Annotated in this window: 17 protein-coding genes; 10 read left to right on the forward strand and 7 right to left on the reverse strand. The window is 71.7% G+C overall.

Going from position 1 to position 18,772, the window contains the following annotated elements; translation table 11 throughout:
• Nucleotides 1–83 precede the first annotated feature (83 nt).
• The 4 genes from Phou_RS35725 to Phou_RS35740 are packed head-to-tail and all read left to right on the forward strand — an operon-like array spanning nt 84 to nt 5,014.
• Complete coding sequence (locus Phou_RS35725; RefSeq protein WP_173065421.1) at nt 84–1,769, forward strand: cholesterol oxidase substrate-binding domain-containing protein; 1,686 nt, start codon at nt 84–86, stop codon at nt 1,767–1,769.
• A gap of 37 nt (nt 1,770–1,806) precedes the next feature.
• A complete protein-coding gene (locus Phou_RS35730; RefSeq protein WP_173065425.1) occupies nt 1,807–4,419 on the forward strand; it encodes a hypothetical protein in 2,613 nt (870 codons plus the stop codon).
• Nucleotides 4,380–4,577, forward strand: a complete 198-nt coding sequence (locus Phou_RS35735; protein WP_173065428.1) for a hypothetical protein — start codon at nt 4,380–4,382, stop codon at nt 4,575–4,577. Before Phou_RS35730 ends, Phou_RS35735 begins: the two co-directional genes overlap by 40 nt.
• Nucleotides 4,538–5,014 (forward strand): hypothetical protein, encoded by a 477-nt coding sequence (locus tag Phou_RS35740; protein ID WP_173065431.1) that lies wholly within the window; start codon nt 4,538–4,540, stop codon nt 5,012–5,014. The genes Phou_RS35735 and Phou_RS35740 overlap by 40 nt, the downstream gene beginning before the upstream one ends.
• Here Phou_RS35740 and Phou_RS35745 read toward each other — a convergent pair.
• Genes Phou_RS35745 through Phou_RS35755 form a run of 3 tightly spaced genes read right to left on the reverse strand, consistent with a single transcriptional unit; the run spans nt 5,006 to nt 8,240 of the window.
• The gene (locus Phou_RS35745) at nt 5,006–5,386 is read right to left on the reverse strand and encodes a VOC family protein (protein WP_173065435.1); all 381 of its coding nucleotides are present in this window, start codon (nt 5,384–5,386) and stop codon (nt 5,006–5,008) included. The two genes, Phou_RS35740 and Phou_RS35745, sit on opposite strands and share 9 nt — an antisense overlap.
• A gap of 5 nt (nt 5,387–5,391) precedes the next feature.
• The gene (locus Phou_RS35750) at nt 5,392–6,216 is read right to left on the reverse strand and encodes a TIGR03619 family F420-dependent LLM class oxidoreductase (RefSeq protein ID WP_173065438.1); all 825 of its coding nucleotides are present in this window, start codon (nt 6,214–6,216) and stop codon (nt 5,392–5,394) included.
• A gap of 11 nt (nt 6,217–6,227) precedes the next feature.
• Nucleotides 6,228–8,240, reverse strand: a complete 2,013-nt coding sequence (locus tag Phou_RS35755; protein ID WP_246274395.1) for an elongation factor G — start codon at nt 8,238–8,240, stop codon at nt 6,228–6,230.
• Nucleotides 8,241–8,434: 194 nt separating this feature from the next.
• On the opposite strand from Phou_RS35755, the gene Phou_RS35760 reads away from it, so the two are divergent.
• Entirely contained in the window at nt 8,435–9,124 is a 690-nt protein-coding gene (locus tag Phou_RS35760; protein ID WP_173065445.1) for a M50 family metallopeptidase, read from the forward strand.
• Nucleotides 9,125–9,148: 24 nt separating this feature from the next.
• Here Phou_RS35760 and Phou_RS35765 read toward each other — a convergent pair whose 3' ends face one another.
• Nucleotides 9,149–9,583 carry a DUF1810 domain-containing protein gene (locus Phou_RS35765; protein ID WP_173065448.1) on the reverse strand — a complete coding sequence of 145 codons (435 nt, stop codon included), beginning with the start codon at nt 9,581–9,583 and terminating at the stop codon, nt 9,149–9,151.
• Between the two features lie 40 nt (nt 9,584–9,623).
• On the opposite strand from Phou_RS35765, the gene Phou_RS35770 reads away from it, so the two are divergent.
• Together Phou_RS35770 and Phou_RS35775 are read left to right on the forward strand one after the other, a co-directional pair.
• A complete protein-coding gene (locus Phou_RS35770) occupies nt 9,624–9,989 on the forward strand; it encodes a RidA family protein (protein ID WP_246274122.1) in 366 nt (121 codons plus the stop codon).
• A 20-nt stretch (nt 9,990–10,009) separates the two neighbouring features.
• Nucleotides 10,010–10,414 (forward strand): YunG family protein, encoded by a 405-nt coding sequence (locus tag Phou_RS35775; protein ID WP_173065451.1) that lies wholly within the window; start codon nt 10,010–10,012, stop codon nt 10,412–10,414.
• 14 nt (nt 10,415–10,428) lie between these two features.
• Here Phou_RS35775 and Phou_RS35780 read toward each other — a convergent pair whose 3' ends face one another.
• The 3 genes from Phou_RS35780 to Phou_RS35790 form a co-directional block, all read right to left on the reverse strand.
• On the reverse strand, nt 10,429–10,929 hold the full coding sequence (locus Phou_RS35780) for a class I SAM-dependent methyltransferase (RefSeq protein ID WP_173065454.1): 501 nt from the start codon (nt 10,927–10,929) through the stop codon (nt 10,429–10,431).
• A 96-nt stretch (nt 10,930–11,025) separates the two neighbouring features.
• On the reverse strand, nt 11,026–13,683 hold the full coding sequence (locus Phou_RS35785; RefSeq protein ID WP_178134996.1) for a discoidin domain-containing protein: 2,658 nt from the start codon (nt 13,681–13,683) through the stop codon (nt 11,026–11,028).
• 169 nt (nt 13,684–13,852) lie between these two features.
• Nucleotides 13,853–15,145, reverse strand: a complete 1,293-nt coding sequence (locus Phou_RS35790; protein ID WP_173065460.1) for an ROK family transcriptional regulator — start codon at nt 15,143–15,145, stop codon at nt 13,853–13,855.
• Nucleotides 15,146–15,547: 402 nt separating this feature from the next.
• Here Phou_RS35790 and Phou_RS35795 point away from each other — a divergent pair, with 402 nt between their 5' ends.
• From Phou_RS35795 to Phou_RS35805, 3 genes are all read left to right on the forward strand, one after another.
• A complete protein-coding gene (locus tag Phou_RS35795) occupies nt 15,548–16,831 on the forward strand; it encodes an ABC transporter substrate-binding protein (RefSeq protein WP_173065463.1) in 1,284 nt (427 codons plus the stop codon).
• A 131-nt stretch (nt 16,832–16,962) separates the two neighbouring features.
• The gene (locus tag Phou_RS35800) at nt 16,963–17,934 is read left to right on the forward strand and encodes a carbohydrate ABC transporter permease (RefSeq protein ID WP_173065466.1); all 972 of its coding nucleotides are present in this window, start codon (nt 16,963–16,965) and stop codon (nt 17,932–17,934) included.
• Nucleotides 17,927–18,766, forward strand: a complete 840-nt coding sequence (locus Phou_RS35805) for a carbohydrate ABC transporter permease (protein WP_173065469.1) — start codon at nt 17,927–17,929, stop codon at nt 18,764–18,766. The genes Phou_RS35800 and Phou_RS35805 overlap by 8 nt, the downstream gene beginning before the upstream one ends.
• The last annotated feature ends 6 nt before the right edge of the window (nt 18,767–18,772 follow it).

An 18,772-nucleotide genomic window follows, 5' to 3' on the forward strand; every position in this document is an offset into this window, starting at 1 on the left:
GCGTTCCTGCGAGACGGCGCCAACCGGTCCGAAGCGGGCACTCACCCGGCGGGGGTACGGGGTGCGTGCCCACACTGTCCACCATGGCCGAACTGACCCGTCGTGACCTGCTCCGTGCGTCAGCCGCCGCGGCCGGCGTCGCCTGGTTCCCCACCGGCGTGCTCCGCGACGACCCGCCACCGGGCTTTCCGGCCGGTGTCGACGTGCACCGCGAGGTGTACGAGAACTGGGCCGGCGAGATCCGCGTCGCCAGCCTGTGGACCTGCGTCCCGCGTACGCCCGGCGAGGTCGTCACCGTCGTCAACTGGGCGCACGGCGCCGGCTGGAAGGTGCGGCCGCGCGGGTACCGGCACGGCTGGGCACCGCTGACCGTCACCGAGGCGACCGCCCCCGCCGACCAAGTGCTGCTCGTCGACACCACCCGCCACCTCACCGCGATGTCGGTGGAGCCCGGCCCGGTGGTGCGCGTGCAGGCCGGCGCGTCGATGGACGACCTGTACGCCTTCCTGGAAGCCGGTGGCCTCGGCGTCACCAACACACCCGCGCCGGGCGACCTCAGCGTCGGCGGCGTGCTCGCCATCAACGGCCACGGCACGTCGGTGCCCGCCGCCGGCGAGACGCTCGCTCCCGGCCACACGTACGGCACGCTCAGCAACCTGATCCTGTCGCTCACGGCCGTCGTCTGGGACCCATCAGCCGGCCGCTATGTGTTGAACACGTTCAACCGCACCGACCCCGAGGGTCCGGCGCTGCTCACCCATGTCGGCAGGGCGTTCATCACCGAGGCGGTGCTGCGGGTGGGGGCCGACCACAACCTGCGCTGCGTGTCCCATGTGGACGTACCGGTGAGCGAGCTCTTCGGGCCGCCCGGCACGCCCGGCCGCACGTACGCCCGCTACGTCGACCAGGGCGGCCGGGTGGAGGCGATCTGGTTCACCAACACCACCAAACCCTGGGTGAAGGTGTGGAGCGTCAGCCCGCAGCGGCCGCTCACCTCCCGCCCGGTCGTCGCGCCCTACAACTACCCGTTCTCCGACAACGTGCCCGAGGCGGTGTCGGACCTCGCCGAGCGGCTGCTCGCGGGGGAGTGGGCGCTCACACCCACGTTCGGCCAGCTGCAGTACACGGTGGCGGCCACCGGCCTGACCGCCACGCTCGCCACCGACCTGTGGGGCCGATCGAAGAACCTGCTGCTGTACGTCAAGCCGACAACGCTGCGGGAGACGGCGAACGGGTACGCCGTGCACACGAGCCGCGCCTCGATCCAGCGGGTGGTACACGAGTTCGCCGTGTACCACGAGCGTTCGGTGGCGGCGTACCAGGCGCGCGGGCTCTACCCGGTCACCGGCCAGGTGGAGATCCGGGTCGGCGGCGTGGACCGGGCCGCCGACTGCGGTGTGCCCGGCGCGGCGCCACCGGCGCTGTCCGCCGCCCGGCCGCGCGCCGACCACCCGGACTGGGACGTGGTGGTGTGGTTCGACGTGCTGACGTTCCCGACCGCGCCCGGCGCGCACGCCTTCTACCGCGAGATGGAGCAGTTCTTCTTCGCCAACTACCAGGGGTACGCGGCAGCGCGTGCCGAGTGGTCGAAAGGCTGGGGGTACACGAGCGACGCGGCGTGGGCGGACGTCCCGTTCGTCACCGGCACCGTGCCGGACTCGTACCGCCAAGGCCCCGACCCCACGTGGGACGCCGCGGTCGGCGTGCTCGACGCGCTCGACCCGCACCGGGTGTTCACCAACCCGTTCCTCGACCGCCTGCTGGCGTGAGCCGGATCGCGGCGTGATCGAACCGTAGGATGGCCGCGTGTCCCTGGTTCGGGGGTTGGCCGCGCGCCCGTGGATAGCCGGCGCCACCGCGCTCGTGCTGCTGGGCGTCGGCGCGGCCATCGCCTGGCAGGTCGACAAGGCGCTCGGGCTGAGCTTCACCCCGGCCGGCGTGCCACCCGAGGAGCTCACGCCGGCGCCGCCCCGCGACATGGAGCCGGCGCCCGCGTTCGCCCGCGTCGAGACTCCCGCCGACAAGCGGATCGAGCTGGCCGCGACCGCGCTCGCCACGGCCGTGGAGCAGCGCGGCGGCGCGCGTCCGGCGGTCGGCACGTCCGGCGGCGACGGCCCCACCGTCCGGGTCACCCTGAGCGCGCCCGCGGCGCTCGGCCCCGCGACCTCGCCCGACCCCGCGTCGCCCACCCCTTCGACCTCGCCCGGCCCCACGACGCCGCCGGGCCCCACGACGCCGCCGGGCCCCACGACGCCGCCAGGCCCCACGACGCCGCCGGGTACGGAGGCGCCGCCGAGGGCTGGCACGGCGCCGGGTGGGGACGGCCCGAGCGGCGAGGGCTTCCGGCTGTCGCGCGACGGCGCCGGGCTGCGCGTCGAGGCGGCCACCCCGGCGGGCGCCGCCGCCGGGCTCTACACGCTCGCCGACCGGGTCCGCTCCGGCGCGCCCGTCCTGCCGCCCGGCGACGACGGCCGGGTCGTCGCGCCGAGGCTGGGGCTGCGGCTCGTCGACTCGGGCGCGGTGGGCATCGACGCCGACCCGGCCGGCTGGGCGGGCAGCGACGACTACTCGCTCAACACCGACGTCGTCGGCCCGGCCGTCCTCAGTGGACCGCCCTATGTGGACGCCGCCGCGGTCGGGCAGATCTCCGCGCAGTACCGCCAGCTTGTCGACCACTCGCTCGCCCAGGGGTACAACGGCATCGTCGTGCAGGGCTTCCTGGAGTACGTCACGTTCGACGGCCTCGGCGTCTACCCCGGCGGCGACCCGCACGTGGCCCGCGCCCGCGCGATGGTGGAGCACTTCGGGCCGGTCTGGCGGTACGCGGCGGACCTGGGCATGAAGGTCTACTTCATGACCGACATGCTCGCCATCTCCCCGCCGCTGCGCGATCACCTGCGGCGCCTGCCCGGCGGCATGGACACCGAGGACGCTCGACTGTGGAGCGTCTACCAGGCCGGGCTGCGCGAGTTCTTCGCCTCACTGCCGTACGCGGCGGGACTGATGGTGCGCATCGGCGAGGGCGGCGACATCTACAGCTTCCCCGGGTGGGACTACACGTCGGAGATCGCGGTCAAGACGCCGGCCGCCGTGCGGACCATGCTCCGCGCCCTCCTCGACGTGGCCGGCGAGGGCGGCCGCGACATCATCTTCCGCACCTGGAGCATCGGGGTCGGCGCGGTCGGCGAGATGCACATCGACGCCGAGTCGTACCAGGAGGTGCTGGGCGGCATCGACGACCCGTACCTCATCGTCTCCACCAAGTACTGCCTCGGCGACTACTACAGCCACCTCCCGTTCAACCACACGCTCGAGATGGGTACGCAGCGGCGGATCGTCGAGTTCCAGGCGCGGCGCGAGTTCGAGGTCTTCGGCGCGCTCCCCAACGACCTCGGCACGCTGCACGGCGCCGCGCTGCGCCGGTTCCTGGCCGCCAACCCGCAGGTCGAGGGCGTGTGGACGTGGACGCAGGGCGGCGGGCCGCTGCGCGCCGGCCCGCGCACGCTCTACCTGCGCGAGGGCTTCTGGCAGCTGTACGACCTCAACGTCTACTCCGCCGCGCGCCTCGCCTGGGACCCGGACGCCGACCCGGCACGCGTGACCGCCGACTGGGCGCGGCAGACGTTCTCCGCCGACCCGGCGACGGTGGCCGCGATCGGCGAGGTGATGGCCCTGTCCCGCCAGGCGGTGACGAAGGGCCTCTACATCGGACCGTACGCCAACCGCACGGTCAAGGCGCTCGGCGTCCACCCGCCGCCGATGATGTGGATCTTCGAGTGGGACATCGTGACCGGCGACAGCGCGGTGCTCGACAGCATCTACTCGGTGAGCCGGGACCGCCTGGACGAGGCGATCCGCGAGGGCGGCGAGGCGGTCGAGGTCTCCCGCCGGATGCGCGAGCGGATTGCCGCCACCGACCCCGCGACGTGGCGCGACCCCGCGCTGCGGCAGCGGTTCGTGGACACCCTCGACTTCCAGTTGAACTTGTTCGAAACCCTCGGCGCCTACCGCACGATGTTCCTGCGGTACGCGCAGTGGCTCGACACCGGCGACCCGGACGCCCGCGCCGCGTGGGAGTCGGCCCGCGCCCGCTACGTCGAGGCCCGCGACGCGCACGTCGCGCGGTACGGCGACGACGTCGACCTGCCCGCCTTCCGCTTCCCGGCCGCGGACATCGGCCTGTCCCACGCCGAACGCGACCGGGCGATGGCCTGGCTGGCCCGCGCGCTGCTCGCGCTCCTCATCGCGGCGGTCCTGGTCGGCGCGTTCTGGCGCGGGCGGCGGTTCCCCGGCCTCGCCGCCCTGCGCGCGCTGTGGGTGGGCATGACGCGGCCGTGGCGGGTCGGCGGACTGCCACCCCGCCGACGGCCGCCGACCGGGTGCTCGTCTGGGCGCTGCCGGCGCTCGCGCTGGTGCTGAGCCGCGCCGCGTACACCTGGTTCGCCTCACCCGCCCACCTGACCGTGACCCTGGGCTCGTGGCTGCTCTTCGCGGTCGCGCTCCGCCTGCTGCTCGGCGGCGCCGACCCGTACGCGCTGTGGGCCGCACTCGGGGAGCGGCCACGCTGCGCACGCTGATCCTGGAGGTGGGCACGGCCACGCGGGGCCCGGGCCGCTACTGGTTCAACTTCTGGACCGACCCGACGGCCCGCGGCGCCTACATCGCGGTCGCGTTCGCCGCGTTCCTGTGGGTGTTCGTCGCCGCCTACCACGCACTGCGCGGCGGCTACGGCCTGAGCGCCCGCCACGCGACGGCCCGGGTGCTGGTGGCCGGCGGCGTGCCGGTCGCGGCGTTCGGCGGCGTGGTCACCGGCGTGGGCCTGGAGCGCGCGCTGACCGTGTGGAACGACCAGATGGCGCTGCTGCCGTGGGGCCTGTCCCGCATCCTGGGCATCACCGTGTTTCTCGACATCCCGCCGTGGCTGCCCAAGGCCGCCACCGCCGCGGGGGTCGGCCTGGTGGCGGCGGGCGCGCTGCTGGCACTGGGCCGCCGCGCCACCCGCCCGCTAGCCTGACCGGTCGCGACCCGTCCGACGGCACGCCCGCGACCCACCAAACCTAGGTTGGTCGGTCGGCTGGCGCACGAAGGTCGTGCCCGCCGCCACCAGCCGGTCGTACACCGCGTCGAAGTCGTCCACCCGCAGGAAGAAGCCGACGCGCCCGGCCATCTGCGCGCCCACGGCCGCTTCCTGGTCGGGGCCGTCGGCGCGGGCCAGCAGCAGGCCCGTCTGCGCGCCCGGCGGGCGGACCACGACCCAGCGCTTGGGGCGGCCGTCGTTGGTCTGCGACGGGGAGTCCTCCGCTAACTCGAAGCCGAGCAGGTCGACGAAGAACGCGATCGCCTCGTCGTAGTCGCGGACGATGAGCGTCACCAGTGAGAGGAACACGGCCGTCACTCCGGGTGGTACTCGGCGATCGCGCGCTCCCACGTTTCCAGGGCCTGCTCGACCCGCCACCGGGGGCCGGAGGGGAGCCACTGGGCGACGCGGCGGACGCCGGCCTCGCGGAGGCGTTCGAAGATCTTGGGGTCGGCGGGGACGCTCATCATCTGGACCTCGACGGGGCGGTCGGCACGCGCGCGCAGTTCGGCGATGCGGTCGTAGACGCCGGGCCAGTAGTTGGGGAACCACGCGTCGCCGAACGTCAGGACCCGGTCGAGCACCGTCGGGCCGCTGCCGCCGACGAGGATGGGCGGGTGGGGCCGCTGGGCGGGCTTGGGCCAGGACCAGATGCGCTCGAAGTTGACGTAGCGGCCGGAGTAGCTGGCCTCGTCGTTCGTCCAGATTGTCTTCATGGCCTCGACCCGCTCGCGCAGCACGCGCATGCGGACGCGGGGGTCGGTGCCGTGGTGGAGCATCTCGGTGCGGTTCCAGCCGGCGCCCACGCCAAACTCGAGCCGCCCGCCGGAGAGGTGGTCGACGCTCGCCACCTCCTTGGCGGTGGTGATGGGGTCGCGCTCGATGACGAGGCAGATGCCGCTGGCCACGCGCAGCCGCGTGGTCGCCGCCGCGGCGGCGGTGAGCGCGACGAACAGGTCGTACGTTTTCCAGTACTTCGACGGCAGCGGCTTGCCGGGCGCGCGGTCGGTCTCCGTGGCGGGGATGTGGGTGTGCTCGGCGAAGTACAGCGCGTCCTGGCCGCGCTCCTCGACGAACCGGGCCACGTCACCCGGCTTCATGCCGTCGTACGTGGGGAAGATGCCAACTCCGAACTCCATGACCCCATGATTCACGGCACGCGGCGGAGCACGCGCAGCAGGTACTCCTTCCGGTCCAGCGGGTTGGCGTCCCACCGCTCGCGGGCCGGCGCCGGCCCCCGCACCGGCGCGTAGTGGTCGAACGCGCTCTCCAGCACGCCCTCGCCCTGGGTGAGGCCGGGCAGCCGCTGCTGGAGCTCGTGCACCCGCGCCGCCGGAATGTCGCCCTCCAGCACGCCGAGCGAGCTGTGCCCGCTGGAGGCCCCGGGAAGCTGGCGCCATCCGGCGTCCCCGCCGCCGTGCAGGTCGTGCCGGCGGGGCACGCCGCCGAGCCGCACCAGCACCGGCAGGAGGGCGCCGAAGCACGGCACCGGAAACTCCAGCCGGAACCGGTGCAGCGGCTCGTGCACGACCGTGCCCGCGCGGGTGAGCGCCGCCATGAGCACCAGCGGGGTGAGGCCGCGGAAGTCGAAGCCGGTGCTGGACATGCTCTTGTCGAAGGTGGCGTGCGCGTGGCTCTGCCGCGGCGCGTACCCCGAGTGGGTCATCGTCACCACGCAGTCGGTGACCCGCCAGCCGCGCAGGCCCTGCTCCAGGGTCTCGCGGACGGTGTCCTCGACCGCCTTCATGAACGCGTACGGCATCGACCCCAGCTCCACCTCCAGCCGGTAGCCGACGCCGCTGCCGGCCGGTGCCGGGTCGACCCGCAGCCCGACGGTGGCCAGGAAGGGGTTGCCGTCCTTGCCCATGAACTCGACGGCCGCGCCGCTGCCCTCCGGCCGTTCGACGCAGATGGAGGTGCTCTCCCGGAAGGTGGCCGACACGCCGTAGTCGCCGGCGAGCGTCGCCTGGATGACCTCCTTCTGCACCTCGCCGTAGAGCGAGACCGACATCTCCTGGCGGATCGCGTCCTGGCGCAGGTTGATCAGCGGGTCCTGCTCGGCGAGCTGGGTGAGCGCCGCGTGCAGCGCGCCCTTGTCTGCCGGGTGCGCCGGCACGACGACGGTCTCCAGCGACGGCGGCGCGAAGTGGTGCGTGGCGCCAGCGCGCGGTTCGCCGATCGGGTCGCCGATGCGCACCGCGCCGAGGCCCCACAGCTTGCCGATGCGGCCGGCGGACACCTCGTCGGCGCGCACGGTGCCGCCGCGGTCGAACACGCCGATCGCGGTGACCTTGCTGTCGTCGCCGCGCACCATCAGGCGGTCTCGCGTGTGGACGGTGCCGGAGAAGAGGCGTACGTACGCGACCTTCTCGCCGCCCGCGCCACGCTCCACTTTGAACACCGTGCCGGACAGGGTCCCGCCGGGGTCACCGGCCGCGGCCGGCAGCAGGTCCGCGATCCCTTTCATGAGAGGGGGTACGCCGGCACCCGTGATCGCCGAGCCGAAGAAGACGGGGTACACGCTCGCCCGTCGCGTCGCTGCCGCGAGATCGGCCCGCAGCCGGTGCGGCGTGGCCGCGCCCTCGTCCGCCACGTAGGCGGCCAGCAGCGCGTCGTCGTGCCGGGTGAGCACGTCGACGAGTGCCGGGTCGTCCGGACGCTCCACGAACGCGGCGTCGCGCGTGCCGATCGCGGTGACGGACCCCATGGGTACCGCGTCGGGGGTGAGCTTGTCGGCGACGGCGGCCAGCAGGTCCGCGTAGCGGGCGCCGGTCCGGTCGATCTTGTTGACGAACAGGATGGTGGGTATCCGCAGGCGGCGCAGCGTGCGCATCAGCACGCGGGTCTGCGCCTGCACGCCTTCGACGGCGGAGACGACGAGCACCGCGCCGTCGAGCACGCCGAGTACCCGCTCCACCTCGGCGATGAAGTCGGGGTGGCCGGGCGTGTCGATCAGGTTGACGGTGACGTCGCCGATCGCGAACGACACGACGGCCGACTTGATCGTGATGCCGCGCTGGCGTTCGAGCGCCATCGAGTCGGTCTGTGTGCTGCCCGCGTCGACGCTGCCGATCTCGTCGATCACGCCGGCGGCGTAGAGCAGCCGCTCGGTCAGGCTTGTCTTACCGGCGTCGACATGGGCCAGGATCCCCAGGTTCAACATGCTCACGCGTGATGTCCTTCACGTAGGTGACGACTCCCTTCTGGACGGACATGCACGCTGCACGCATCGCGGGGCTCCCTTTCGCTCGTTCGGGCGGTCGCCGACTAGTTCAGCAGGCCGCGGTCGGGTCGACAACCGATTAAGTCGGTGCCGGCCGTTTCGCCGATGGTGACCTTTCCCGCGGCGGTGGGACCGTGGCGCCCGTGCCCCTCGCCGCCGCCGCGACCGCCGCCGACCCCGCGCGCGTCGCGGTGCTGGCCGCGGTGATCGCCTGGGTGGGCGCGGTGCCGATGTTCATGGTGACGAAGTTCGCGGCGACGGTCGCCCACGAGGGCGGGCACGCTCTGGTCGGCCGCCTGTTCGCGCAGAAGGTGGTGAGCATCCGCCTGGAGCGCAGCGGCGAGGCGGCCACCACGTTCGGCGGCAAGCTGCCGTGGCTCGTCGACGTGCCGGTCACGATGATGGGGCACCTGGGCCCTTCCGCGTTCGGGCTGGGCGCCGCGTGGCTCGCGGTGCGCGGCTACAGCGCGGCCGTCTTCTGGGCCAGCCTCGGTTTCCTGGTCGTCATGCTGTTCGTCGTGCGCGGCCCGGTCGGCTGGCTGGTGGTGCCCGCGCTGGTCGTGCTCGTGTTCCTCGTCGCTCTCTACACCGAGCCACCCACCCAGGCGCTGCTGGCGCACGTGTGGGCCTGGTTCCTGCTGATCGCCGCGGTCGAGCAGAGCCTGCTGGTGATGCGCGGCGGCGTCTACGCCAAGAAGGGCTCCGACCACGACGAGCTGCGCCGACTCACCCTGCTCCCGCCGGCCGTGTGGGGCGTGCTGCTCCTGGCCGGCTCGGTGGCCGCCTTGGCGTACGGCGGCCGCATGCTGCTGCGCCTGGAGTGAGCCGGTCGGCCCGCGCGGGATCCCTCAGGCGTCGCGGGTGAGCAGGGCCAGCGTCCGGTCGTCGGCGGCGCCGTCGAAGTAGCGGTCCAGCACGGCCCGGTAGGGCGCCGGGTCGGGCGCGACCTCGGCGAAGAGCGTCATCGAGGAGCGCAGCTTCAGGTCGTCGGGGTAGCCGAGGAAGTCGGCGGCCGACCGCCCCTCCACGGCGAGTACCAGCCCGGTGCACTCGGCCAGGCGGGGACCGAGCACCGGATGCGCCAGGTAGGCGGCGGCCTCCTCGCGCGAGGAGATTGCGTAGTAGCGTGCGGTCTCGCTCTGGCCCAGGCCGGCGACCTGCGGAAACACGAACCACATCCAGTGCCCGCGCTTGCGCCCGGCGCGCAGCTCGGCGAGCACGCCGGCGTAGACCGGCTCCTGCGCGCGCACGAACCTGTCGAGGTCGTACCCACCGTCACCCACGCGAGCAGCGTATCCGCGGCCGGTCGCCTACGGTGTAGCCGTGCAGCGAATCAACATCAGCTCGGGCAGCGACTTCGAGGGCGTGTACGGGTACAGCCGCGCGGTGCGGGTCGGCGACCACATCCACGTGGCGGGGACGACCGCGCCGGGCGAGGACGCGTACGAGCAGGCGCGCGCGGCCATCTCGATCATCGAGGCGGCGCTGCGTGAGGCGGGTGCGGAGCTGGCGGACGTGGTGCGCACGGTGACGTACGTGACCGACATCGCCGACACCGAGCTCGTCGCCCGCGCCCACCGCGAGGCGTTCGGCGACGTCCGGCCCGCCGCCACCCTCGTGGCCGTCTCCGCGCTGCTGCACCCCTCGCTGCGCGTGGAGATCGAGGTCTACGCGGCGGTTCTGTCGTAGGGGGCGGGCATACTCGCGCGGTGACTGTCTGGACCCTCGGCGAGATCGAGGCGGCCCTGCGCGCCAGCTGGTCCGCCGACACCTGCTCGCCGGACGACGTGGCCCGCAGCCCCTGGCACCCGGACAACCCGGCCTGGGGCCACTGCGACGTCACCGCGCTCGTCCTGCACGACCTGCTCGGCGGCGAGCTCATGCTCGGCGAGGTGTGGCACGGTGCCGAGCAGCACGGCTACCACTGGTGGAACAGGCTGGCGAGCGGCGTCGAGCTGGACCTGACGCGGTCACAGTTCGTCGACGGGCAGCAGGTGGTCGGGGCGCGCCCGGTGGCCCGCCCGCCCGGCCCGCCACCCCGCCGGCTCAGGGAGTACCAGATGCTTCGCGAGCGGGTCGCCGCCCGGCTGGGGCCGCTGCCGTCCCACGCGTGACGGGTGTGGTGGGCTCAGGCGGGGGTGGCGCTGACGTCGAGGAAGCGGGCGCCGGTGGTGGTCGTGGGGTGGAAGCCGTGCGCGGTCAGCGCGGCCTGGAGCGTCGCGGCGAGGTCGGTGAGGCGGGCCGGGTCGGGCGGCTCGTAGCACAGGTGCAGCGCGCCGCCCGGGCGCAGCAGGCCGCGGATCAGGGCGAGCTCGTGCGCGGGGGAGCGGGTCCAGAAGAGGTTGACGTTGACGGCGAACGCGGTGTCGAAGCGCTCGTCGGTGGCCAGCTCCTCCAGCGCGGTGTCGCGGAAGTCGGCCCGGCCGGCGGTGATGTGCGCGGCGTTGCGCCGCGTGGCGCGGTCGATGGCGACCGGTGAGCGGTCGATGGCGAGCAGGTGGCCGCCGTCGAGGCGTTGGCAGACGAGGTCCGCCGCCACGCCGGGGCCGCAGCCGATCTCCAGCACGTGGTCGGTGGGTGCCACGTCCAGCCGCTCGACCGCCCACCGGAGCCGGTCCGGCACGTTCATGATCGGACTTTAACGGACCGTGGCCACGGGCCGCCCGTCGCGGAGGCGGTCCGTGGCCACGGTCTCTTCGTGGGGAAACTGCGGTCTACAAGGGACTTACGGGTAGTTGTTCAGGGTCTGCCGCTGGGTCGCCGTGTTGGCGGTACCGCCGCTGTTGTTGATGATGCGGTTGATCGTGCCGACGCCGCCCAGCGAGATCGTCACCAGGTTGTGGAAACGCACGCCGGGCGTGTCCGGTACCTCGAACGAGCGCTCGTTGACCACCGCGGGGTTGACGTTGAAGTAGCAGTAGCTGCCCACGCCCCACGCCTCGTGCGTGGTGACGCCGCTCGCCACCTTGTACGCGGCGTACCCTCGCGTGCTGCCGTTCATCCACGCGGCCTGGTTCGGCGGGTCGTACGGCTTCTCGTTCTGGAAGAAGTACGTGCGGCCGCCGTTGCCGTTCCAGATGACCTCGTACTTCTGGTAGTGCTCGACGAACAGGCCGTACATGGTGACGTTGTCGCCGTTGACGACGAGCCCGGTGTCGGCCGGGTTGACGGTCCAGCCGACGCCGTCACCGTGGTCGGCGCGCCACAGCCACATGTGGTCGCCGATCACGTTGTCGCTGTTGACCACGAGCGAGTTGGTGGCCTTGCCGGCGACCGCGCCGCCGATGCGGAAGAACACGTCGTGCAGCGACGTCGGGTTGGCGGCGTGGCTCGCCGACGACCCGGCCGGGCCGACCTCCATGAGCGTGTTGGTGTTGACGGTGCCCGCCTCGATCATGAGGCCGGCGACCTTCACGCCGTCGACGTCGGCGACCGAGATGGCCGTCGAGCCGTTGGTGGGCCGGATCGTGGCGAGGCCGAGGCCGAGCACCACCGTGTCGGGGCGGGTGATCCGGATGGGCTGGTCGGTCTGGTAGAGGCCCGGCGTGAACAGCAGGTGCCGCCCGGCGGCGAGCGCGTTGTTGATGGTCGCCGCGGTGGTGCCGGGGCGGACCACGTAGAACTGGCTCAGCGAGATCGACGAGCCGGCCGGCGTCTTGTTGAACCAGGTGGTGCCGGAGGAGTTGGTGCGCAGCGCGGGCACGAACACCCGGTACTCACCGGTGCCGTCGATGTACAGGAACGGCTTCTCGCGGACCACCGGCGTGGTGCCGATGACGGTGTGCGGCGGGTTCGGGTAGTTGGCCGCCGGCGCGCCGGACACGCCCTGGAACACCATGTTCCACACGCCGCCGTTCCAGCTGCCGAACTCGCTGTTGCGCGAGTACCACTGCTGCTGCGAACCGGAGACGACCTGACCGTCCACCTTGGTGTCGGCGATGAAGCCGCCGGAGGACCAGCCGTCGCCGCCGTTCCAGAGCTGGATCTGGTTGCCGGCGCCGCGCAGGTGCATGCGGCGGTACGGCGCGGCCTGGGAGACCGCCCAGCGTTCCACGATGGTGCCGGCGGGCAGCGTGACGGAGAGGTTTTCGGCCGAGCGCCAGAAGTTCTGGGTGGCGTTGCCGCCCATCCAGAACGCCTCGGCGCGCACGTGGCCGTTGAGGTTGGTGTCGTCCGGCGACATGCCGAGGCCGGCGACCTGGGTGAAGAAGCCGAGGTTGACGTCGGCCGTGTAGTTGCCGGGCTTGAACAGCACCGCGTACCGGTTGGGCGCGAACTGCGCCGTCTCCTGCTGCGCGAAGATGGTGTTCAGTCGACTTTGGATGGTCGAGGTGGGTGTGGAGGGGTCGAAGACGAACGTGTTCGGCCCGAAGTTGGGGTTGCGCGGGTCGGTCGGCTCGACCGGGTCGACCGGGCCCGTGGTGGGCGGCGTGGTCGGCGGGGTCGAGGTGGTGCCGGTGCGGACCTGCAGCTCCCAGAGCGAGTACCCGTATGCGGTGGCGCGGGCGGTGCCGTTCACCCGCACGTACCGGCCGGTGCCGCTCACGTCGAGCGTCTGGGTGCCGCCGGTCGAGGTGGTCGTGGAGTAGATGGTGGTCCAGCTGGTGCCGTTGGCGGAGGTCTGGATCTGGTACGCCGTCGCGTACGCCGCCTCCCACTGCAGCACCACCTGGCAGATCGACTGGCTGGTGCCCAGGTCCACCTGGATCCACTGTGGATCGCTGAAGGCCGAGGCCCAGCGGGTGCCGGTGTTTCCGTCGACCGCGGCGGACGCGGGGTAGGCGGTGGCGGACTCGGTGGAGGAGGCGGTCGCGGGGCGACCGGCGGCCGCGTTGGCGGTACCGCACGCGTTCGGCTGGCCGCCGAACTCACCGATCACCTCGAACTCCCACAGCGAGTAGCCCCAGGCCGTGGCGCGGGCGGTGCCGTTCATCCGCACGTACCGGCCGGTGCCGGTCACGTTGAGCGTCTGGGTGCCGCCGGTCGAGGTGGTCGTCGAGTAGATGTTCGTCCAGGTGGTGCCGTTGCCGGAGGTCTGGATCTGGTACGCCGACGCGTACGCCGCCTCCCAGCGCAGCACGACCTGGCTGATCGTCGCCGTCGTGCCCAGGTCGATCTGGATCCACTGTGGATCGCTGAACGCGGAAGCCCAGCGGGTGCCGGTGTTTCCGTCGACGACCGCGGACGCCGGGTAGGCGGCGGACTCGCTCGACGAGGCGGTTACCGGCTTGCCCTGCGAGATGAGCGTCGGCGCGGCGCTGGCGAACGGGATCGCGCCGAGCGGTATCAGGGCGAGCACGACCGCCGCGACGACGGTGAGGATGAGCGGCCGACGTCTGATCCGGCGAAGGGGAGTACGGGACGGGAAACCACGAAAAATCATGACCCTGCCTGTCCGTGGGGTGGGGCCCGGACGCCGAAACCGGGACATTGCCGTGGGGTGGGGGAGAGCGCTCTCGCTCGGGCCCGAGTGTTGCGCCCGGGTCACATCCACGTCAAGACATCAATTTATTACAACGTTATATATCCTGAATGCCGGAAGTGGCGGAAGATCAGACCGCAGCCGCGGTGACGACGTTGTCAGCGCGGACGCCGCCGGCCGTCAGCAGGTGGGCCACCGGAAGCGTCGCCGCGCCCAGCGCCACCGCGTCCACACCGAGCTGGCCCAGCTCGATGGTGGCCTGCTCGAAGGGCTTGCGCAGTGCCTGGGCGGCCGCCGCCGCGCGGATCGCGGGCAGCAGTCGGGGGCCCAGCGCCAGGCCGGCCCAGCCACCCAGCACCACCCGCTCGGGGTTGAACAGGTTGATCAGGTTGGCCACGCCGGCGCCCAGGTAGCCGGCCGTCTCCTCGAGCACCCGTTGGGCGGTCTCGGAGCGGTCGGCGGCCGCCAGCAGCGCGTTGATCTGCGACTCCTCGTCCACGCCGGGCACCGCGCGACCCCGCCGCGCCTCCCGGTAGCGCTCGATGATGCCCTCCGCGCCGACGTACGCCTCCAGGCAGCCGCGGGCGCCGCAACGGCAGTCCCGGCCGCCGTACACGAGCGTGGTGTGGCCCCACTCGCCGGCGCTGCTGGCCACCCCGCGGTAGGTCGCGCCGTTGCTGACCACCGTGGCGCCGACACCCGAGCCGACCAGCGCGAACACCGCGTGCCGCGCGCCCCGCCCGGCGCCGAACCACATCTCGGCCTGACCCTGCGTCTTGGCGCCGTTGTCGATGTAGAGCGGGACGTCGACCTCGGCCCGGATCATCCGCTCGAGGGGCACGCCGTCCCAGCCGAGCGTCTGCGCGTACACGACCGCCTCGGAGTCCTGCACGACCACGCCGGAGACGCCCACACCCACGCCGAGCAGGTCGGTGCGGGAAACGCCGGCCCGCTCGGTCACGGCCGAGAGGCCCGCGACGATGTGCCGCACCACCGTGGCCGGGTCGGGGCTCTGCTGGGCGGGCTCGCCCCGCTCGCCGGCCACTCCCGGCTCGCCGATCGCCCCGGGCGGGCGGGTCGCGTCGATCGGGTAGTCGGCGCTGGCCAGCAGCGCCATGGACAGGTCGAACAGCTCCACCCGCACCCGGGTCTCGCCGACGTCCACGCCCGCGACCAGCGCGAACCGGGGCGCCACGCGCAGGCTCATGCTCGGCCGGCCGCCGTCGGACTCCAGTGCGCCGGCGTCCACCACCAGGCCGGCCGCGATCAGGTCGGCGACCACGTTGCTGACCGCGGGCTGGCTCAGCCCGGTGTCGCGGGCCAGGTCCTGGCGGGTCAGCGGACCCTCCAGGAAGAGCTTCGACAGCAGCGCCGCCCGGTTCCGCAGCCGCACCGTGCGGTTCGTCGTCCGTTCCAGGGCCATGCCTACCTCGCTCCGCCGCTCGGCGCTCGTCCGCCGTCGTGGTCAAGGTCCGTAGCCTCACGGCTCCCGCTCATGCCTACCTCGCTCCGCCGCTCGGCGCTCGTCCGCCGTCGTGGTCAAGGTCCGTAGCCTCACGGCTCCCGCTCATGCCTACCTCGCTCCGCCGCTCGGCGCTCGTCCGCCGTCGTGGTCAAGGTCCGTAGCCTCACGGCTCCCGCTCATGCACCACCTCGATCAACCCGCCTACCGGCAGATAACTGTAAGGCTCTCGCGCCCGCGGCCAGCATCGTGAGAGCGATCCCTTGACGCCGCACCGCAAAGTCACTTTAATGACGACGTAATTTAAGCCCTGATGTAATACCCACGCCAGAAGGGCAGATCGTGTCTCGACGACTGTTAGCTATGACTGCCGCGGCTGTGATGCTGGCCGCTTCGATTACCGCGTGTGGCGACGACTCGGACAGTGGTTCGGGCGGCGGTGCCAAGACGCTCACCTACTGGGCCAGCAACCAGGGCGCCAGCATCGACTTCGACAAGCAGACGCTCCAGCCCGAGCTGGACAAGTTCGAGCAGCAGACCGGCATCAAGGTCAACGTTGAGGTCGTGCCCTGGTCCGACCTGCTCAACCGGCTGCTCGCCGCGGCCACCTCCGGCAAGGGCCCGGACGTGGTCAACATCGGCAACACCTGGTCGGCGTCGCTGCAGGCGACCGGCGCCTTCGTCCCCTTCGACGACGCCACGCTCAACTCCGTCGGCGGCAAGGACCGCTTCGTGCCGGCCGCGCTGGCCGCCGCGGGCGCACCCGGCCAGCCGCCGACCGCCGTTCCGCTGTACAGCCTCGCGTACGCGCTGTACTACAACAAGAAGATGTTCGCCGACGCCGGCGTCACCGCGCCGCCGACGACCTGGGAAGAGCTGATCGAGGTCGGCAAGAAGCTGACCAAGGGCCAGCAGTGGGGCCTCGCGGTCGAGGGCGCCAACCCTTCGGAAAACGCGCACCACGCCTTCGCGTTCGGCCAGCAGTGGGGCGGCGAGTGGTTCGACGCCTCCGGCAAGCCGACCTTCGACACCCCGCAGAACGTGGCGGCGGTCAAGCGGTACATCGACTTCATGGCCGTTGACAAGATCGTCAACCCGAGCAACGCCGAGTACGCGCAGAACCAGTCGGTCGCCGACTTCGCCAACGGCAAGGCGGCCATGCTGCTGTGGCAGGCGGCCGGCAACGCGTTCAAGGCGCAGGGCATGGCGGCCGACGCGTACGGCGTCGCGCCCGTGCCGTTCCCGGCCACCGCCCCGGCCGGCGGCAAGAAGGTCAACAGCATGGTGGCCGGCATCAACATCGCGGTGTTCAAGCACACCAAGGACAAGGACGCCGCGCTGCAGTTCGTCAAGTTCATGACCAGCGACGCCGAGCAGGTCCAGCTCAACAAGACCTACGGCTCGCTGCCGTCGGTCACCACCGTCGCCTCGGACGCGGCGTTCCAGGCCGAGGAGCAGAAGGTGCTCGCCCAGGTGCTCGCCACCAGCGCCGCCCCGCTGCCCCAGGTCGCGGAGGAGAGCAAGTTCGAGACCCTCGTGGGTACCGCGATGAAGGAGCTGTTCGCGGACGCGGCCAGCGGCAAGCCGGTCACCGAGCAAGCCATCAAGGAGAAGCTCAGCAACGCCCAGCAGCAGATGGGCAGCTGAGCACGTCAACTGCTCCTTGAGGCTGGCCGCCACGTCGCGGCCACGCGACGCGGCGGCCAGTCCGGGAGGACACAGCGTGGCCGTGGAGGGGAACGCCGACCCCTCCACGGCCCATCCTTGAGAGGACCACGATGGTGACCACCACGACGGCTCCGGTCCGGGCCGAGCCGTCCACACCCGGCGCCGGCCGCAAGAAAAAGCCCCGGCTGCCCCGCTCCAAGCTGCCGTACCTGCTCCTGCTCCCGGCCATCGCGCTCGAACTGCTCGTCCACGTCATCCCGATGGTGGTGGGCGTGTGGATGAGCCTGCTGGAGCTGACCCAGTTCCAGATCCGCAACTGGTCGGCGGCCCCGTTCGCCGGGCTGGACAACTACCGGGCCACATTGGACATCAACGGCCCGGTCGGCGAGGAGCTGCTGCACTCGTTCTGGGTGACCGTGCTGTACACGACGTTCTCCGTCGGCCTGTCGTGGCTGTTCGGGCTCTTCGCCGGCGTGTTCCTGCAGCGGCCGTTCCCCGGGCGGTCACTGCTGCGGACCCTCTTCCTCACCCCGTACGCGCTGCCCGTCTACGCGGCCGTCATCACCTGGACCTTCATCTACCAGCGCGACACCGGCCTGCTCAACGAGCTGCTCACCACGACCGGCCTCGCCGACGACCGCCCCTTCTGGCTGATCGGCGGCAACAGCTTCTGGGCCCTGCTGGTCGTGTCGGTGTGGCGGTCGTGGCCGTTCGCGTTCCTGTGCATCATGGCCGGCCTGCAGAACGTGCCGACCGAGATGTACGAGGCCGCCGCGATCGACGGCGCCGGCTTCTGGCGCCGCCTCAAGGACGTGACGCTGCCGATGCTGCGGCCGGTCAACCAGGTGCTGATCCTGGTGCTGTTCCTGTGGACGTTCAACGACTTCAACACGCCGTTCGTCCTCTTCGGAGGGTCCGCGCCGGAACAGGCCGACCTCATCTCCATCCACATCTACCGCAGCTCGTTCATCACCTGGAACTTCGGCCAGGGATCCGCGATGTCGGTGGCGCTGCTGCTCTTCCTGCTGCTCGTGACGGCGGCGTACCTGCTGGTCACCAACCGGAGGAGGGAACATGCGTGAGACGACCGCGGAGCGCTGGTCGCGGCGGGTCGTGCTGACCCTGCTCACATTGTTCACGATCACCCCGCTCTACGTGATGGTCAGCTCGGCGCTCAAGCCGCTGCGCGACGTGCAGGGCCCGTTCACGTGGATACCGTCGCGGCCGAGCTTCCAGGCGTTCATCGACATGTGGAGCACGGTGCCGCTCGGCCGGTACCTGCTCAACAGCCTGCTGGTCTCCAGCGTGGCCGCGCTCATCTCCGTGGCCATCGCCATCTTCGCCGCGTTCGCCGTCAGCCGGTACCGCTTCCGCGGCCGCCAGATCTTCTCGGTGACCGTGCTGTCGACGCAGATGTTCCCCGGGATCCTCTTCCTGCTCCCGCTCTTCCTCATCTACGTCAACCTCGGCAACGCCACCGGCATCGAGCTCTACGCCAGCCGCACCGGCCTCATCATCACGTACCTGACCTTCTCGCTGCCCTTCTCCATCTGGATGCTGGTCGGCTACTTCGACTCGATCCCGCGCGGCCTCGACGAGGCGGCACAGGTGGACGGCGCGGGTCCGATGAGGACACTGTTTCAGGTCATCCTGCCGACGGCGGTCCCCGGCGTGGTGGCCGTGACGGTGTACGCCTTCATGACCGCCTGGGGCGAGGTGCTCTTCGCCTCCGTGATGACCGACGAGAACAGCCGCACGCTCGCGGTCGGTCTGCAGGGCTACGCGACCCAGTACAACGTCTACTGGAACCAGGTTATGGCCGCGTCGCTGGTCGTGAGCATCCCCGTGGTCGCCGGCTTCCTGATGCTCCAGCGCTACTTCGTCGCCGGCCTGACCGCCGGGGCTGTTAAGTGAACTCTT

This window comes from Phytohabitans houttuyneae, assembly GCF_011764425.1.
Lineage (GTDB): Bacteria > Actinomycetota > Actinomycetes > Mycobacteriales > Micromonosporaceae > Phytohabitans > Phytohabitans houttuyneae.

What these genes read in the sequence shown, in the direction of transcription:
- Phou_RS35750 (WP_173065438.1), bottom strand. Translation starts at nt 6,216, where the DNA reads ATGGAGTTCGGAGTTGGCATCTTCCCCACGTACGACGGCATGAAGCCG.
- Phou_RS35805 (WP_173065469.1), top strand. Translation starts at nt 17,927, where the DNA reads ATGCGTGAGACGACCGCGGAGCGCTGGTCGCGGCGGGTCGTGCTGACC.
- Phou_RS35795 (WP_173065463.1), top strand. Translation starts at nt 15,548, where the DNA reads ATGACTGCCGCGGCTGTGATGCTGGCCGCTTCGATTACCGCGTGTGGC.
- Phou_RS35790 (WP_173065460.1), bottom strand. Translation starts at nt 15,145, where the DNA reads ATGGCCCTGGAACGGACGACGAACCGCACGGTGCGGCTGCGGAACCGG.
- Phou_RS35785 (WP_178134996.1), bottom strand. Translation starts at nt 13,683, where the DNA reads ATGATTTTTCGTGGTTTCCCGTCCCGTACTCCCCTTCGCCGGATCAGA.
- Phou_RS35800 (WP_173065466.1), top strand. Translation starts at nt 16,963, where the DNA reads ATGGTGACCACCACGACGGCTCCGGTCCGGGCCGAGCCGTCCACACCC.
- Phou_RS35780 (WP_173065454.1), bottom strand. Translation starts at nt 10,929, where the DNA reads ATGAACGTGCCGGACCGGCTCCGGTGGGCGGTCGAGCGGCTGGACGTG.
- Phou_RS35725 (WP_173065421.1), top strand. Translation starts at nt 84, where the DNA reads ATGGCCGAACTGACCCGTCGTGACCTGCTCCGTGCGTCAGCCGCCGCG.
- Phou_RS35755 (WP_246274395.1), bottom strand. Translation starts at nt 8,240, where the DNA reads ATGTTGAACCTGGGGATCCTGGCCCATGTCGACGCCGGTAAGACAAGC.